Raw genomic sequence first — 16,726 nt, forward strand, 5'->3', positions numbered from 1 at the left:
TCTTTCAAACAATGCCACACCGGATCGCGCCTGACAGATTACGATTGGAACAGGGTGTACGAGACCTTATCGCACGGAATTCTTGACCGCGATATGACAGGCGCTCTTTATATTCAGGATGCCGGAGCATGCCGTCATTCGGATATTGCTGACGGGTGCGTATTCATACGCTGCGCTCAGCGACAGGTTCCATATCGTGGAAGGCAAGATCGGTCTTGGCACTTTGCGTAAGTCCCGTTACAGGTGCGGTCCGGCGGTGCATCATGTGACTGGCGTCGCCTCAGCGGGCTCGACGGCGTCTCGCTTGACGACGGCCGCTTTCGGGAAAGTCGACTGACCGCTCCGGGGTTGCGTGCTGCCGATCACCGGCCCGTAAGTTTCAGGCGACGTGTGCCGATTGCATCGGACGGGCTGCGGCCAGCTACGGCCATTCGCCCACGCCATTGAGCGGACATTTGAACGTCGGCTTTACCGTTGACTGCGGCCTTCATTGGACGATGCCATCCGGCGCACATCCGCCAGCACGGTGTCAATTGCTACCTCACCTTGAGGGGCAGTTCCCCAGAGGAGACCATCGGCAAATCTGGGAGCGTTTCTTGCTGATTTCGACGAGTCCGCCTGCGCCCGGATCGAGCCGGCTCGATTCATTGGCGCGCGCACCTGGCGGTATCCCGTAAGCGAATAGCGCAAGCGTGACCCCAATAAAGCTTATAACGCTGCTTGCGCCGGAAATCATGTCTCGTCGCGGCTCGTCGAGATACGGATGGGCGTCACCGCCGGTTGCCGCCCAAGGAGACATAAGCCATGGACAACGAGAACAAGGTAAGCCACCCTCACGACCGTCGCAGGTTTCTCACTGGAGTCGCCGCCGTTGCGGGCAGCGTCGCGCTGACGGGGTGTGGGGGCGCAGGCAGCTCTAGCAACCCGAACGGCGACGCGCCTGCGCCGTCGATTGCCGATGTTCCCTCACCGGACGGCGGCGACCGTTACAGCCTTGCGCGTCCGGCGTTACCGGCGCCGTCCACGTCCGGCATTGATTTCATTGTGCTCGTGACGATGGAGAATCGCTCCTTCGACCATTTCCTGAGCTGGGTGCCCGGCGCCGAGGGGATGCCCGCGAACCAGCAGTTCAAGGACGCGTTCGGCGCGGTGCAGACGCCGTTCCTGCTCTCGGCGAATTCGTCGTATGGTTACCAGGCGTGCGCTTATCAGGATCCCAATCATAGTTATCAGGGCGCTCGGACCCAACTGGCTGCCGGTGCCATGAACGGATGGCTACTGACGCCCGATACGAGCGAGGTACGCGGCGATCTGCTGCCTATCGGCTATTACGCATCCGCGGATCTCGGCTTCTTCAACGCGCTTGCCGGAAGCTACACGATCGGTGACTTTTACTTCAGTGGCGTGCTGACCAGCACGTATCCAAATCGGATCTACCTGCATAGCGGGGCGACTGATCGACTCGACGACACGGTCGATACGTCGACGCTGCGGACGATCTGGGACAACCTGAGCGCGGCGAATGTCGGCTGCAACTATTACTATCACGACGTGCCATTCACGGCGCTGTACGGCACGCGCTATCTTGGCATTTCACATCTGTTTTCGGACTTTCTCTCCGACGCCGCAGCGGGCACATTGCCGCCGTTTTGCATGGTCGACCCGATGTTCGCTGGCGAAGAGCAGGGCGTTTCCGCCGACGATCATCCGCACGCGGACATCCGCAACGGTGAAGCATTTCTCGCGCAGGTCTACAACGCGCTCAGCACGAGCCCGAACTGGAGCCGCACACTGATGATCGTCGTCTACGACGAATGGGGCGGCTTTCTCGAACATGTGGTGCCGCCGATACGGCCGATCAGCAACAATGAGCTCGCGCTGGGCAACGATGGAAGGCTAGGATTCCGCGTGCCGCTCGCACTCCTCGGTCCACGCGTTCGCGCAGGCTCCGTGACGCGCTATCCCTTCGATCCGAGTTCGATTCACGCGCTCCTGCAATGGCGCTTTGGGCTGGCGCCGCTCGGCGTGCGTGGCAGCGATTCCGCGACGTTCAATCTCGCTTACGCGCTCGACTTCACCGACGCGCCGCGCACTGATGTGCCGGCAATCACAGTTGCTCAGGGTCCATTCGGCGGCCTGTGCTCGGGTGCGGCGGCGCCCGCATCATCGAGTTCGGTATCCTCCGTCGATAATTCTCAACTCACCGTCAACCCGACGGCGGACCGCTTTGCCGATCTGCGCGCCAAGGCGGCCTCGTTGGGATTCAAGACGGGACCGTAAGGTGTAGCGATAGCTGGACGCTTCGGGGGATTCCGATAGATCATTACTTTGCGTGTCGTAGGGAACAGTCGCTTTTGCAGCGGGCAGCGGGCAGCGGGCAGCAGGCAGCAGGCGGCCAGTTTCGGACGTTCGACATCAACGTGCGGATCGTCAACAACGCGTGAATCCAAGACTGCAGCGGAACAGTCGCAACCCATCGGTGCAGCGCGCAACTGTTTCATCGGACGCGTTGACGTCGAAAAACGTTGGCCGACACTTAGGCTAGATGCACCGCGTCCAGCGGCGTTCATCTAGCGTACAGATTTCTGGGCTATATTGGCTGTTTAGGCTTGGCAACAAGGCTCGCAGCAGAATGAATATTTTCGGTGTTATAGAAAAATGGGATCTTGATCGTCCCAACCTTGATTTCAACAAATTCAGTCGGAAAGCCACGGGGCAAATGGCCGATGACATCCAAAATTGTTATTTGAAAGCCTTGCCGCCATCGGTAGGACGCTTCAACCAGAGTCTTTTCACGGCGACAGAGATTGTGGAAAGCAGGAAGCGCGCGGAAGAGCTTGCGTTACCTCTGTTGTTCTCGAAGCAGGTCATGCTGCCGGACCCACTCTACAGTCTGTTGGCACCGCGCGCTTCGGCACTCTGGAAGCGCTTGCCAGAAAGTGGTAACAAGAGCTATTCCAAAGTCCCCCCAATATTCTCGCCGTGGAAGAACTATTGGTCCACTGACATACCCGAACGCTTCGCGTTCCTCAACTCGACTCTGCCGCCGCTGGTCGCGCAACTGATTAAGCTTAGGCCTTTGATCGACGCTGGACACATCGTTCTTCAACCTTGGGAGGTAGCGGTGGAGCCCGAAGTCGAACTACTCAGGAAGTCGGTCGTTGATCTGCAGAAGAAGCCGGACGTGATCAAGGAAATTACGCAACGGTTTGAACAGGCCAAATATTCAGCTGGCGTGCGCCTTGGCCCGATCGGTCTTGAAGTCGCTGAGGACTCGCCATCGCAAGGGCTGCTGAAGGGCGATCCGATGTGGTTCGGAGACAAGGCAGAAATCCTAGTGATGGGACTCATACATTCCATCGTCGCCAGCAAATATTCATCAAGTTTTTTGGATACGTTACCTGGCGACCGGCTCGTTTACGACTATGTACGAACGGGTGGAATCCTTAAACCGAAAACTGATCAGATCGTCAGTTCCATACAGGTGCCGAACTTGTCTGAAGCGCTTTGGGACGACATTGTCGCAATCAAAAACGATTCTGAGTTACTGAACCAACTCAAGAATACGATTGCCGAGGTCGCCTACTGTAATGACGACGACCAGAAGGTGCTCATCAAGGAGGAAATCGCGAGCATCGCGTCAAAGCTGAAGACTGAAACGTCTCTGAAAAAGTACGCCAAGTTTTCCGTTTCGGACTTCGGTGTCGGGCTGATTACCGGCACCGTATCGAATGCGATGACCGGCTCTACCACTGCGATTGCAGCGACAGCTGCTGCTGTCAGCACAGGCATGTCGTTCGGGTACAAGCTCGTTTCCGAATATTTCGGAGCAGAGAACAAGAGTTTGCGACGGCGCCGGGATGTGATCGTCCGCATCAACCATAAGCTGTAATTCCCGGTCGCGCGCCACGCTCGGCCGCCGGCGCACTTTAGCGGCTGGCATCATAACGCTGTTCGAGCGAGAGTAATTCGCAACTCAGGCAGGGCGAGGCGACGAAACTGGACGTTCAAAGGAATTGTTCCGCAAATGCGTAAACGCCCGATTGCCCTTGTTCTTGGAGCTTGCCTGGCGTGCCTCAGCAGTTACTCCTACGCAGTTGACGCGCAAACACCATGCGCGCACTTCGAAAAACAATTGTCCCGGTTGCAACAGCAGCATCCACATGTTGATATCTCGAACTTAGGCTCGAGAGAATTATGTTTCGACAACTGCACAGGAGACCAGACCCGGGCTGCTCGGTTCTGGGAACAAGCCGCACCCGCTTCGGCCGACGCCATCCGAACTGAGCTGATTCAATACGCCGATACGACTGGTCATGCGACAGAAATAGCGATACCCGGTCGATCCCAGCCTATCGTCAGAATCTCCCGGCGTGTGGGAACGGCCTATTGCGTACGCGATACCTATCTCACCCGCGCTGCCGATGGCTACCGCTTGATAAGCAACTCGATTCTCGATGATTTCTCTCAAGAAGCCGGGTACTGCGGCAGATCGTTCGTCTACTTCGAAACGTGGCGAAGCCGCTCTTACGCCGTTCTCTGGGACGAGGGAGAAACCAACACGGAGATAGTTGCTTACCGCGTGACGCCGTCACTCGATATGGAGAAAGTTTGTTCTGTTCAAAGAACGAGCAGAACAGCGGCCAATAACTAGCCGCAGGGACAATAGCGGTGGCCCGCCTGGAGGATTACGAGGCGGACGAAGGGCCGCTGTCAAGAACATTGAAGGACCGCTCAGGGTCGACAAGGGAAATTCATGCCGCAGCTGCGAAGGCGGTCGACGGAGAGTAGTTGAACGTCCGGGGGCAAGGAGGCGTCAGTCGGTGAGTCTGTCGTAGGTGCCGGTACGGCTGCCTCGCTCTATAGACGACCGGTCGAGCATCAGTAATGTGCGCGGTTCCATCGCCTGAGGCGGTCGCCAACCACCAGGACTCCGGCAACGAAAGGCTACCGCACGTTGTAGTTCGTCCGAAAGTGCGCGGTAGCAAGATCCACGATCAATTGACTACTCCCGAGAGCTTGCCGAACCGTCGACGTTGAACGGATACTGCCAGACTACCCGTCACCGGGAGCTTAGGCGACCCTCCGATCGGCGTCCGTTCCAGCTCTCGAGGGTGGGAAAGTCTCGGACGATGGAGGAACGCTACCGGGGTGTAGCTGCCTAGATCAACCCGCTGCAATTGCGGCCGGGAGCTCAAAATAGAAACGCGCGCCTCCATGCGCCGAATCGTTGTCCGCTTCGATGCGACCACCGTGAGCTTCGATGATCGAGCGGCAGATAGGCAGACCCATGCCCATGCCGTCAGGCTTCGTCGTGAAAAAACTTTCGAAGAGCCGGTTGAGGTCCTCTGAGACAATCCCCGGACCGCTGTCCTCGATGGAGCAACGCAGCGTCGTGAAATCCGGCATGAACGTGCGGATCGTGATTCTGCGATGGGGGCTGCGCGCCTGGTCCATCGCCTGCATGGCATTGACCGCAAGGTTGACGATCACCTGCTGCAATTGCACGCGATCAGCGAGCACCCGTGACGCTGCGAGAGCTCGCTCATGCGATACCGTGACGCCGCGCGTCTGTGCTTCGTGACGCAAGAACACCAATACTCCTTCGATGATTTCGTCGAGCCGAACCAGCCTGTGCTCGGGAGTTTGCCGGGTCGCCATGCCGCGAATACGGCTCACAATATCCGCTGCCCGGTGCGCGTCGGCAACCATGCTGGAGTTGGAGTTGCGCGCTTCTGCGATTTCAGGAACCGGCCGCCCGAGCCAGCGCTGCACCGCGTTGCCATTTGTTACGATGGCGGCAAGTGGCTGCTTCAATTCGTGAGCAATCGAAGCCGTCAGCTCGCCGAGCATGGATATACGCGCGGCGTGCGCAAAATCCGCCTGCAGGCGCTCCAGCATTTCTTGGGCGCGAAGGCGCTCGGTCAGGTCAACCAGACTGATCAACGCGATGCCCAGATCGTTAGTCACGCGGGGGCGCGCAACAGTGAACTGCACATCGATGATCCTTCCGTCGAGCGTTGGCATGCGCGTCGTCTCCTCGAAGTGCTCCTCGCCCCGATATCGGCTCTCTACAATCCGCCGGAAAGTTCCGGGACTAACGCGCCAGACCCATGACACATTGCCGAGTAACTCGCCGCGATCGCGCGCGCCGAACATCTTCACTGCGTAATTGTTTACCTCTTCTACAATCAGCAATTCCTGCGCGCGGCCGAGCCATTCCGGATGTTCATCGATGTAGGCCGACAGGTTCTCGACGCCTTGCGCCCGCAGTTCCATCATCATCGAAATCAGAGGCTGTGCTTCCGTCTGCCACAGGCCGACCGGCATGTTCCGAAAGAGGCTGCGGTAGCGATGCTCACTGCGTTCCAGCGCTGCGTGAGCCTGCTTGCGTACGGTGACATCCATTAGCGCACCCACCACTCGCAACGCTTCCGGTTCATCCAGCACAACGTGCGCCACGGCGTGCAGGTGTTTGACCGTCAGGTCCGGCATTAGCAACCGGTATTCGATATCAAAGCCCTGTCTCTCGTGCACGGCCCGAGCGATCGCCTTTTCGACCAGGGCGGTGTCCTCCGGATGAACCCGGGCGAGCAGCAACTCGACCGTGGGCCGGATGCCCGAATCGTATCCGAGGATTCGGAAGCTCTCCTCGGACCAGGAGATCTCCTCACTCGCGACGTGCCAGTCAAAGCTGCCCGTGTGGCTGAGCTGTTGTGCGTCCGCCAGAAGCCCCTCCGCGTGTTGGAGGTCGGCGTAGAGGCGCGCGTTCTCGAGAGAAATTGCCGCCTGTGAAGCTAGCAATCTAAGCACTGCAATTCGGGCTGGCGTGAAGACCTGAGCGGCTAGGCAGTTCTCGAGGTATAGGACACCGATGAGTGTTGTCTGCTTGATGAGAGGCAGGCACAGAACCGACTGACAACGGCGACGCCCAATGTACTCATCGCCGGAGAACGGGCTTGGGTCGGCAGCGTCGTCGAGCAGTACGCTGTCGCGGGTCCGGATGACGTAGCGCAAAACGGACTCGGGGAGGGCGCCGGGCATCAGACGAGTGCGCGGAAGGCGGACCTCGACAGCTTCCCGCACCGTGGTCGCTTCGGCCTCGATGCGCCAGCCGTCACCCCAAGGCAGAATTAGCAACCCCCTGTCGGCACCAGCATGCTCGAGAGCCAGAACCATTAGGGTGTGTAGCAGTTCATTCAGGTTTACACCACTGAATATCGCCTGCGATACCTTGACGACAGTGGTGAGATCCAGTTGCTCTGCGGAGGTCGCAACGGTGCTGTCTGGACGTGAGGATTCCCGGCGCAGTTGCGGGTTGGTCTGTTCGAGTTGACGGACCTTGCCATCCGCGCCCCAGCGGGCATAACACGACTGAGCGCTGCGCAGATAGGTTTCAGCGATCGCATCGAAGCCGCGCGCAGAGTAGAAGCGTGCGGCCAATTCATGTGCCAGGCCCTGATTCTGGATGAAGCCATGTTCTCGGGACGAACGTATGGCATCCTCATAAAAGTGCATTGCATCGAGGTCCCTGCCTTCGATGCGTGCGATCTCTGCGCATATTAACGCGTAGCGGTTACGATAGTTCTCGGGGCAGCTTTCGGCCCACCGTTCGTACTTCTTGACTGTGATCTGGAGACCAAGCGCATGGTCTTGTTGCTGTGCCGAGGAAGCGGTCGGATAGAGCGCTGCCAAAGTAAGCGCATGGAAAAAGTAATACGTCGCCTCGATTGGCATACCCATTGCGGGACCGAGCACGGCCTCTGCCCGGACAGCGCTGTCGAGCGCCTCGGCGCACCGGCCATCAAGGAAGGCGAGCACCAGCTTCATGATGTGATAGAAGACGATGCCGCAGCCGAAGCCCGCTTTGGTGATAACGTCGAAACACGCTACTTCGTCGAACGTGTCGTCGTCCAGGGTCAGCGTGGTCGTCACCCGGCCCTGAAGGCTGGCGACAAATTGCTGCTCGAGTCGCACCGTTTCGCAGACTGCCAGGTTCCGACTTTGCCGCGCGAACGCGGCGTACTTTGCCGACATTTCCTGTACATCCTGAAGCATCTCCCCCTTCTCAATCAACTGCCATAGCGTCTCGAATGCCAGATAACCGGTGAACACGAGGTCACCGACTTCGAGGCAGGCGTGGATAGCACGCTCCAGGATCGGTAGGCCAGTCGCAATGTGGCTGCGCCAGAAGTTGATATGGTCGCCGTGCAGGTGAAGCAGTTTCCCGCGCAAGCGCGAGTTGTTGAACTTTTCGTTCAGTAGCAGGGACATTTCGGAGAACTGGACTCCGCCGGTGATGTCGCCCACTAGGGAGACCAACATGACGGCATAGTTGCCGTACACATAGCTCGACTGGTCCGTATTGCCCTCTTGCAGCGAGAGGTTGACGGCCTTGAGTGTGATCAGCGGAAACAGCGCTGGCCACCCTATGTAGGCGCAGGGCATGGCTTCGACAAACAGATCGATAACTGCCCGCGTGGCCGGGTCTTGCGCCACCGGTGCATCGAGAAGTTCGGCAACTGCGCGCCCCGCAAGATTGATCGGAACGTCGCGGAACTCGGCCTCCACCGTCGCGCGAATCGCTTCGTCCGTTTCAGGAATGGTTACGCCGAAATCGCGAAGCGCATCGAGCGCAACGGCAAAGCTGTCATCATATTTTCCGGCTACCTGGTATAGCTTCATGCGTAGGCTGTAAACCTTGGCACGGTCGAGATTGGAGTAGGCTCTTCCCAGTATCCTGTCGAACAGCGCGTCCGCCGCTGCAAAATTGCCTACCAGATATTCACACTCGGAGAACGCGAGATAGAGATCGAGAGTCTCCGCATAGTGCCGTGTCCAGGCATCGGACGACAACAGCCCCGCCGCTTGCGCGAGATAGTTACGCGCGGAGCCGTATGCCGTCGAACTCATGGCCCGCTTTCCCGCGCGGAGATTCAGCGTGACGACCCGCTCTCTCTCCTCTTGCATCGTAATAAGCGTCGCACCGCGATTGAGATGGTTCACTATGTCGAAGATCGTCTCTTCGATTTCTTCAGGCGCCATTCTCGACGCGAGCAAGCGGCCAATCTGAAGATGCACGGTGGCGCGCTCGCCTTCAGGTATGAGGGCATAGGCGGCCTCCTGGATTCGATCGTGGACGAATGCGTAGGCATTCTCTATCCGAAAAACGAGGCCCGCCCGAACGGCTTCCCATAATTTCCCGTGAATTGCCTCCGCGAGTTCACCGCTGACCAGTTTCAGTGTGGCGACCTCGGCGACGTTTCCCAGGCAGGCAAGCTGCCCCAGGGCAATCCGCGTTGTGTTGGCTAACCGGCTCAATTTTGCGGCCATGAGGTCAGCGACGTTTTCGGTGAATCCTTTCGCTCGGATACGTTGAAGATCCCAGACCCACGTCAGGGCATGATGGTCGAATGCGAGCAGCGCTTCCTCGGCCAGTGCCGTGAGGAACTGGATTGAGAAGAAGGGATTGCCGCCGGTCTTGTCATGTACGAGTTGCGCGAGCGGTTGGGCGCGCGCACGGCTGCAGTGAAGCGAATCGGCGACCAACTGTGCGAGATGTTCAGGCATGAGCGGTTCGAGCGACGCTTCCTGTACCTTTCCCCCGGCGTCGCGAATCAGCTTCAACGTTCGTGTGAGCGGGTGCGATGGACTGACCTCATTGTCCCGATACGCGCCGACTACAAGAAGATGCCGGACGTCTGGGTGCGTGACTAGGTGTTCGACGAGATCGAGCGTTGCCGTGTCCAGCCATTGCAGGTCGTCGACGAACAGTGCGAGCGGATGGTCTGGGCAGGCGAACACGCTGATGAATCTGCGGAATACGATCTGGAAGCGATTCTGTGCGTCCTGCGGCGGTAGCGTGGGAACGGCCGGCTGCTCGCCGATAATTAACGCCAGTTCCGGAATCAGGTTCACCATCAACTGGCCGTTCGGGCCCATCGCGTCCAACAAGGCTCGCCGCCACGACGCAACCTCGGCGTCGCTCTTACTCAGCAGATTGTGCACAAGCGACTGGAAAGCCTGTGCAAGCGTTACGTAAGGAATATCGCGCTTGTACTGATCGAACTTGCCCGCAGCAAACAGGCCTCGGGGAGGCACCAGCACCTTGTGCAGTTCATTTACGACCGAAGACTTGCCGATACCGGCATACCCGGAGATGAGCACCATTTCGGTTGTGCCGCTAGCGACCACGCGATCAAATGCGGCGACCAGTGCCTCTATCTGGGGCTCGCGTCCGTACAGCGTTTCCGGGATCATCAGTCGGTCGGATGCGTCTTGCGCCGCGAGCAGGAATGGGGCGACCCGTTGATGGGCCTGCCATGCTGCGAGACACGCGCGAAGATCCGCTTCGACGCCTGCGGCAGTCTGGTAACGACTTTCAGCGGTCTTGGCCAGGAGCTTCAGCACAATGCCCTCGACGGGCCGCGGAATTGCGCTGACGCGTTCGCTGGGCGGCGCTGGCTTTCGGGCAATGTGACAATGTATCCATTCCATCGCGTCCGTTGCGGTGAATGGAAGGGCCCCTGTAAGCATCTCGTACAACGTGACACCGAGTGAATAGAGATCGCTACGGGTGTCGATCGATCTGTTCATGCGCCCGGTCTGCTCGGGTGGCATATAGGCGAATGTGCCCGCCACAACTTCGGGGGGCGTGGGCTGCTGGCGTTCGTTGGGCAGCAGGGTCGCGATACCAAAGCCGGTCAGGCGGACGTTATCGTTACCGTCTACGAGAACATTCGCTGGCTTGATGTCTTTGTGTATCAGGCCGCGCCGATGCGCATGACCAATTGCGACCGCAAGGTTCGTGGCAAGACGTAAAAACCGCGCCATCTCAAGTGGCCGGCCAAGGTCGCGCGCCAGAGGCGTGCCGCCCCTGTCGTCTAGGACGAGCATGGGAGCCGCTTTGTGGCGATTGAGCGCCAGTGGCTGCGCCGCCCAACTGGGGTCAAGCAGCGCCGCTAGCGCATATTCGTGCTCGAGGCGGCCGATACACCGCGAGCTCGAGTTCGCCGCGACTAGCGCGAGCACGGAAACCGAACTGCCGGGCTGCCGTGCGCGATAGAGCGAAAAATCTCTGTCTTCGCGTAGCGGCTCGAATTCCCATGCAGTGATATCCATATTCAAGACCGTTTTTGCCGTGGCATAGCTCGCTCAGCGGCGATTTTGCCCGCTTTTGAGTTCGTTGGCTATTGCCTGGCCGCCGTTCGATAAGCGGGCTCGCGTAGGACGAAGTGCTGTCTTGCGAAATACCCCGATGGACTCGAAAGGCCATTCGAGCCAGCAGACAATCCTACTGACGATTCGAACTTTCGTATGAGTTGTGCAAACCGTCGCGCTATTGGCTCAACCGTTTGTAGAACTAGTTATACGCCGCTGGTTCGGATAACTTTGGATGACGGTGGCACCGTGCCTTTACCCGCCGGGATCGAGCGAGATTACCTCGACGACGCGCTACAGATGATCGAGAAAGCCACTCTTGATGAGGAGTCGGAAGATGCAGTTGAGTTCGAACTCGGCCGATGCATGGAAACAAACAATCGGCTTACTGTCGCTGATCGCCGGCGCCCCAATCTCCGACGCCAATTCACCGTCTTCCTTTGCCGCGAAACCTGGCAAGAATCGCTCCAATAAGGTGGCAAGAGGAGCGCATCGGGCGTCGGTAAAACTGCTCGACCGTCCCGACGCTTCAACCGCGACGATTGCCTGGCGGGACTCGACACATTGTTGTTACGGTGATCAGGTTTGGCGAGCGTCTCGTTCTCGCGTCAAAGGTGTTTGTGCGATGAGTGGCCGGGCGATTTTTCCCAACGACGAGGTGTTCAAGCCGCGTCGAGGCCGGGCCTCGCCTCTTAACGCACACGCTATGATTCTGGCCGTAGTGCTCGACGAGACCGGGTGAAGTCGAACCAATTCCGTTCAGAGGTTCGCATTTCAGATGAGGTCGGCTTCTCTTGCAAACATTTCCATTCGTCGCAAGATCCAGTCAAGCAGTTCTTGAGCGGCGGCGACGAGAGGCCGGCCGGACTTCACCAGCACCTTGGCCTTGATCCCACGGAAGACGGGATGATCTATACGTACGATGGCCAGATTCTCGGATACGATATCTCTACACGCGGCGAACTCGCCAATGAACGTCACGAAGTTTCCAGACGCTGCGAAACGTTTCAGACCGGTAAGAGAATTGGTAATCAAGGACGGCTGGATCTCAATGTTCTCGGTAAACGCCAGCATCTTTGTGAACTGTCCGATCCCGTACGTTGCAGGCATCAACGCAATCGGATAGGCCAGTACGTCGTCGATACTGGCGGGTGTTCCCCGCAGCGCTAGTGGATGAGTTTTCCGGACGAGCAAAACGACCGGTTGTGCGGAACTCGCGCGACACTCGACGCGCGGATGGGGCGGTGGGTTATAGGCTAGTCCTATATGCGCGCGACCTTCCGCAACTTCCTCCACGACGTCATCGACGGGAAGCATGGCAATGCTGATACGCAGCTTCGGATACTGCACACAGAACTGCGCGAGTACCTCTTCAATCAGTATGTCTACATAACCCTCACTTAGGGCCAGTTGAATACGGCCCTCCTGTAGTCCCTTTAAAGCCTGGAGCCGGTCTTCGAGCTGCTCCTGGTATGACCGGTAACCTCGCCAGAACTCCAGCAGGTGGTCGGCCGCTTCGGTTGGCTTGACGCCACGGGCTTCGCGGACGAATAGTGTCGAGCCAAGCTCGTCCTCGAGTAGCTTGATTTGCCGGGTGATCACCGAAGGAGAAGTATTGAGGCTCTCAGCTGCGCCGCGGATTGTCCCGTGTATCAGTACCGCGTGAAAGTAGCGCAAGCGCTGCTGATTGATCTCTCGCATGTCGCGTGTCTCATTGCCGGTGGTAAAGTGCGTTCAAGCCCTGACACGCTCGCGTGGCGCGAGCGCATGTATCTGTTGGACTAGTGACCGGATTCACGCATGATCAGATTGTTTTTGACACTGCTTACACCGGCCACGCCGGCCGCAGCGTCGTTCGCTATCTGGATCTCGTCGTTGTCTGGCACGGTACCGTCGAGCGCCACCACGCCCCCTTTCGCAAGAACGGTGATGCCCGCGGAGTCGAGATCTTTCGTGTGCGTCAATGCGCGACGGACGGTCTTTTCAAGCTGGAAGTTTCGCGCTCGCAGTGCTTTCTTTGATGGTTGGATTGCGTTGTCGGCCGACCCGGCGCTGGTCTGGGCATTCACACACGTAGTGCCGACCAGGGCAGCCGCCGCTGCTAAGGCGATTGAAATTTCTTTTATCATTGTCATCGTAAACTCCATGAGAAAATAGAATCCGCTAGATCAGCCTGATCGCAACATTGATATTGCCGCGCGTAGCCCTGGAATACGGGCAGTTCTGATGTGCTGAGTCCACCAGGACCTGAGCGATATTGCGCTCCAGGCCGGGAAGGCTGACATTCATCCGGACCTGAAGGAAGAATGCGCCGTCCGTTGTGCCCAGATCTACTTCGGCGTCGACCGCAACGTCGGCAGGCAGCGCGAGTTTCATTTTCGCGGCCGCAAGTCCCATCGCACCGATAAAGCAGGCTGACCAGCCGGCGCCGAAGAGTTGCTCTGGATTGGTACCGCTGCGCGTACTTCCGGGCAACGAGAGCGCAATGTCGAGTCGGCCGTCGGAGCTGCGTGCTGCGCCATCTCGACCACCGGTCGTATGGGTTTTGCCTGTGTACAGGATTTTCTCGAGCTGGGTCATGATGGCTTCCATGTTGAAGACGCTGTGTCCTGCGACGCAGCTTGCTAACGAGAATATGCTGAGCATCGCATCAACTGCAACATATCTTCGCGTTGAGTCGGTATACAGGCGTATAAGAAATAATTGGCATTGCGAAATAGAATGCAGATTGAGGTAGTTTTTATACGCACGTATTAGGCGCTCACGCATAAGCAGTGGCCGCAGCACCGGTATGTATCATTTAAATTCCATCCTCCTGCACGTATTCTGATCTCGTCGCCAGCGCTTAGCTGTTGGCCATCAAACCTCTACAGGAGAGATATCAATGTCGGATCAGATCGACCCTAGCCGTCGCGGCTTTCTGGGCACCGCGGCGATGGCGCTGGCTGCCGCCCAGCTTGGCATGATGGGCTCTGCACATGCACAATCCGGTGCCAGCAAGCTCGCCAACCTGTCTGTTATAAAGCCGGGAACGAACACCTCGTTCTCCTCCTTGAAGCAGGTCAATGCTGGTGTGCTGAACGTCGGCTATGCCGAGGCCGGCCCTGCCGATGGACCGGTGGTGATACTTCTGCACGGCTGGCCGTACGATATCCACAGCTATGTCGACGTGGCCCCAATGCTCTCCTCGGCCGGTTATCGGGTCATCGTTCCGTATCTACGTGGCCATGGAACGACGCGGTTCCTGTCGGACGCGACGATGCGCAACGGACAGCAAGCGGCCGTTGCCGTCGACATCATCGCGATGATGGATGCGCTCAAGATCGATAAGGCGACCGTCGCAGGGTACGACTGGGGCGCGCGGACCGCCTGCATTCTGGCGGCGCTGTGGCCGGAGCGCTGCACAGGGCTGGTCTCTGTGAGTGGTTATCTGATCACCAATCTTGAAGTCACAGCGCAACCACTGCCGCCTAAGGCCGAGTATGCGTGGTGGTATCAGTACTACTTCGCTACTGAGCACGGGGAACTGGGCTACGCAAAATACAAGGACGACTTTGCCAAACTCATTTGGCAAATCGCTTCGCCGAAATGGGCTTTCGACGACGCCACGTTTGACCGCACCGCGAGCGCTTTCGACAACCCGGACTATGTCGCGATCGTGATTCACAACTACCGCTGGCGGCAGAGCCTCGCGCGGGGCGAGGCGAAGTACGACGATTTGGAAAAGAGGCTATTTGCCGGCCCTCTTATCAGCGTACCGACGATCACCATGGAAGGCGATGTCAACGGAGCGCCGCATCCCGATCCGGCATCGTATGCGAAGAAGTTCTCGGGGAAATACTCGCACCAGCTTGTCAAGGGTGCGGGCCACAATCTTCCCCAAGAGGCACCTCAGGCCTTTGCAGAAGCCGTTATTGAGGTGGCTGGCTAGTCCCGCCATTGATCCCAATCGTTTATATCCAGCGGAGCAACTTATGAGCCACCACGACGTCTACGCCAGGCTGAAAGAACTCAATATCGAATTGCCGGTCGCGGGTGCACCCGCCGCCGCGTATGTAATGAGTGCGCAAAGCGGCAATACGGTTTATCTGTCCGGTCATCTTGCCAGGAAGGACGGCAAGGTGTGGGCGGGAAAACTGGGGGAGGCGCTGACGACCGGAGAGGGGCAGCTCGCCGCGCGTGCCGCCGCCATCGATCTGTTCGCGACATTGCACGCCCACATTGGCGATCTTAATCGGGTAACCCGGATTGTGAAGGTGCTGAGCCTTGTCAATTCCACCAACGACTTCGTTGAGCAACATCTGGTAACGAACGGCGCATCGGAGCTGATCGCCGACGTATTCGGTAAGGCCGGCAAGCACGCGCGTTCGGCATTTGGCGTTGCGCAGATACCATTGGGCGCGTGTGTCGAGATCGAGATGGTGGTCGAGGTGAAGTGATATTTCCAGCCTCCTTTGAGTAGCGCGCAATGCCAGCCGGCTGTTCTGACGGCTGGCATTGTCGACATCGAGTGTGGGAAACTTCGGACCTGCGGTGATCGTGGAGGACCGCTTCGAATGAAGCACTACCGAATTTTGACGTTACCCCGCACGCTCTTCATGCGCCTGACCCTGGTGATGATCGCAGGTGTCATAGCGGCGCAAGGCCTGGCGCTCTGGCTGACGATCGACTTGCCCGCCCTGCACGAGAGTGCGCTGGTTGGCCGGCTGCCTCTTGTTCTGTTGGCGCAACTCACGCTTCTCGCCGGATGTTGCTGGATTGCGGTCCGGGTCGCGACGCGCCCTCTGAACGAGCTGGCGAACGCAGCGAACACCCTGGGCCCCGACCTTAGCTTGCAACGCCTTCCCGAAGATGGCCCGGTTGAAATAGCCGGAGCAGCGCGAGCCTTCAATGCCATGCAGGAGCGCATCGGCGCCTGCTTGAAAGAGCGGATACAGATTCTGGCTGCCATTTCTCACGACCTGCAAACGCCGATCACCCGCATGCGCATCCGTGCAGACATGATGGACAACACGTCCGAGCGGGAGAAAATGCAGGATGACCTCAAGCAAATGGAATCTTTGGTGCGGGAGGGGGTTGTTTATGCTCGTACGTTACACGGAACCGCGGAGACGGCGATGCGCATCGACCCCGACGCGTTTCTGGAAAGTCTTGTCGGCGAGTATATCGACGCAGGTGGAGCGGTACGGCTAGTGGGGAGGATCGGAACGCCGATTCTTGCGCGGCCGCATGCGTTGCGCCGGGTGCTCGCAAACCTGGTCGACAATGCAATCAAGTTTTCGGGCTCGGCTGAGGTTAGGGTAGATTCGATGACGGGACAGCAAGTTTCCATCACAGTGCTTGATCGAGGCCCGGGAATTCCCGCTCATCAACTGGACGCGGTGTTCCAGCCTTTCTATCGCGTCGAATCGTCGCGCAATCGGCAAACAGGAGGTACCGGGTTGGGGCTAGCTATTGCGAAGCAATTGGCGGAATCCATGAACGCAAGCCTGGTGCTGCGAAATCGTGACGGTGGAGGCATTGAAGCGCGTCTCGCGCTCAAAGGCGCTGTCTGACCGCAAAGAAG

10 protein-coding genes and 1 pseudogene are annotated in these 16,726 nt (G+C 58.4%); 7 read left to right on the forward strand and 4 right to left on the reverse strand.

The genetic code is table 11. The features are described from left to right. The first annotated feature begins 804 nt into the window (after positions 1–804). The 3 genes from P3T17_RS32230 (at position 805) to P3T17_RS32240 (ending at position 4,654) form a co-directional block, all read left to right on the forward strand. Positions 805–2,280, forward strand: a complete 1,476-nt coding sequence (locus tag P3T17_RS32230) for an alkaline phosphatase family protein (RefSeq protein WP_429410799.1) — start codon at positions 805–807, stop codon at positions 2,278–2,280. Between the two features lie 352 nt (positions 2,281–2,632). After that, the gene (locus P3T17_RS32235; RefSeq protein ID WP_429410801.1) at positions 2,633–3,892 is read left to right on the forward strand and encodes a hypothetical protein; all 1,260 of its coding nucleotides are present in this window, start codon (positions 2,633–2,635) and stop codon (positions 3,890–3,892) included. 135 nt (positions 3,893–4,027) lie between these two features. Next, a complete protein-coding gene (locus P3T17_RS32240) occupies positions 4,028–4,654 on the forward strand; it encodes a hypothetical protein (protein ID WP_429410803.1) in 627 nt (208 codons plus the stop codon). A gap of 512 nt (positions 4,655–5,166) precedes the next feature. On the opposite strand, the gene P3T17_RS32245 is transcribed toward P3T17_RS32240, so the two are convergent. Continuing rightward, entirely contained in the window at positions 5,167–11,121 is a 5,955-nt protein-coding gene (locus P3T17_RS32245; RefSeq protein ID WP_429410805.1) for an AAA family ATPase, read from the reverse strand. Between the two features lie 376 nt (positions 11,122–11,497). Between P3T17_RS32245 and P3T17_RS32250 the strand changes: the two genes are divergently transcribed. Next, positions 11,498–11,902 (forward strand): DUF3331 domain-containing protein, encoded by a 405-nt coding sequence (locus tag P3T17_RS32250; protein WP_429410807.1) that lies wholly within the window; start codon positions 11,498–11,500, stop codon positions 11,900–11,902. 32 nt (positions 11,903–11,934) lie between these two features. Here the strand turns inward: P3T17_RS32250 and P3T17_RS32255 are convergent, their stop codons facing one another. The 3 genes from P3T17_RS32255 to P3T17_RS32265 all read right to left on the reverse strand — a co-directional run bounded on the left by P3T17_RS32255 (position 11,935) and on the right by P3T17_RS32265 (position 13,740). Then, positions 11,935–12,861, reverse strand: coding sequence for a LysR family transcriptional regulator (locus tag P3T17_RS32255; protein WP_074268557.1), 927 nt, complete (start codon positions 12,859–12,861; stop codon positions 11,935–11,937). Positions 12,862–12,941: 80 nt separating this feature from the next. Continuing rightward, positions 12,942–13,307 (reverse strand): BON domain-containing protein, encoded by a 366-nt coding sequence (locus P3T17_RS32260; RefSeq protein WP_429410810.1) that lies wholly within the window; start codon positions 13,305–13,307, stop codon positions 12,942–12,944. Positions 13,308–13,323: 16 nt separating this feature from the next. Continuing rightward, positions 13,324–13,740 (reverse strand): organic hydroperoxide resistance protein, encoded by a 417-nt coding sequence (locus P3T17_RS32265; RefSeq protein ID WP_429411050.1) that lies wholly within the window; start codon positions 13,738–13,740, stop codon positions 13,324–13,326. Between the two features lie 304 nt (positions 13,741–14,044). Here P3T17_RS32265 and P3T17_RS32270 point away from each other — a divergent pair, with 304 nt between their 5' ends. The 3 genes and pseudogenes from P3T17_RS32270 to P3T17_RS32280 all read left to right on the forward strand — a co-directional run. Beyond that, positions 14,045–15,091 carry an alpha/beta fold hydrolase gene (locus P3T17_RS32270; protein ID WP_074268554.1) on the forward strand — a complete coding sequence of 349 codons (1,047 nt, stop codon included), beginning with the start codon at positions 14,045–14,047 and terminating at the stop codon, positions 15,089–15,091. 43 nt (positions 15,092–15,134) lie between these two features. Continuing rightward, positions 15,135–15,599: a RidA family protein gene (locus P3T17_RS32275; RefSeq protein WP_074268553.1), complete on the forward strand. Its 465-nt coding sequence runs from the start codon at positions 15,135–15,137 to the stop codon at positions 15,597–15,599. A 219-nt stretch (positions 15,600–15,818) separates the two neighbouring features. Further along, a pseudogene (locus P3T17_RS32280) lies at positions 15,819–16,715 on the forward strand (ATP-binding protein); the annotation flags it as partial. Between the last annotated feature and the right edge of the window lie 11 nt (positions 16,716–16,726).

The organism is Paraburkholderia sp. GAS82 (assembly GCF_050436285.1).
Taxonomy (GTDB): Bacteria; Pseudomonadota; Gammaproteobacteria; order Burkholderiales; family Burkholderiaceae; genus Paraburkholderia; species Paraburkholderia phenazinium_B.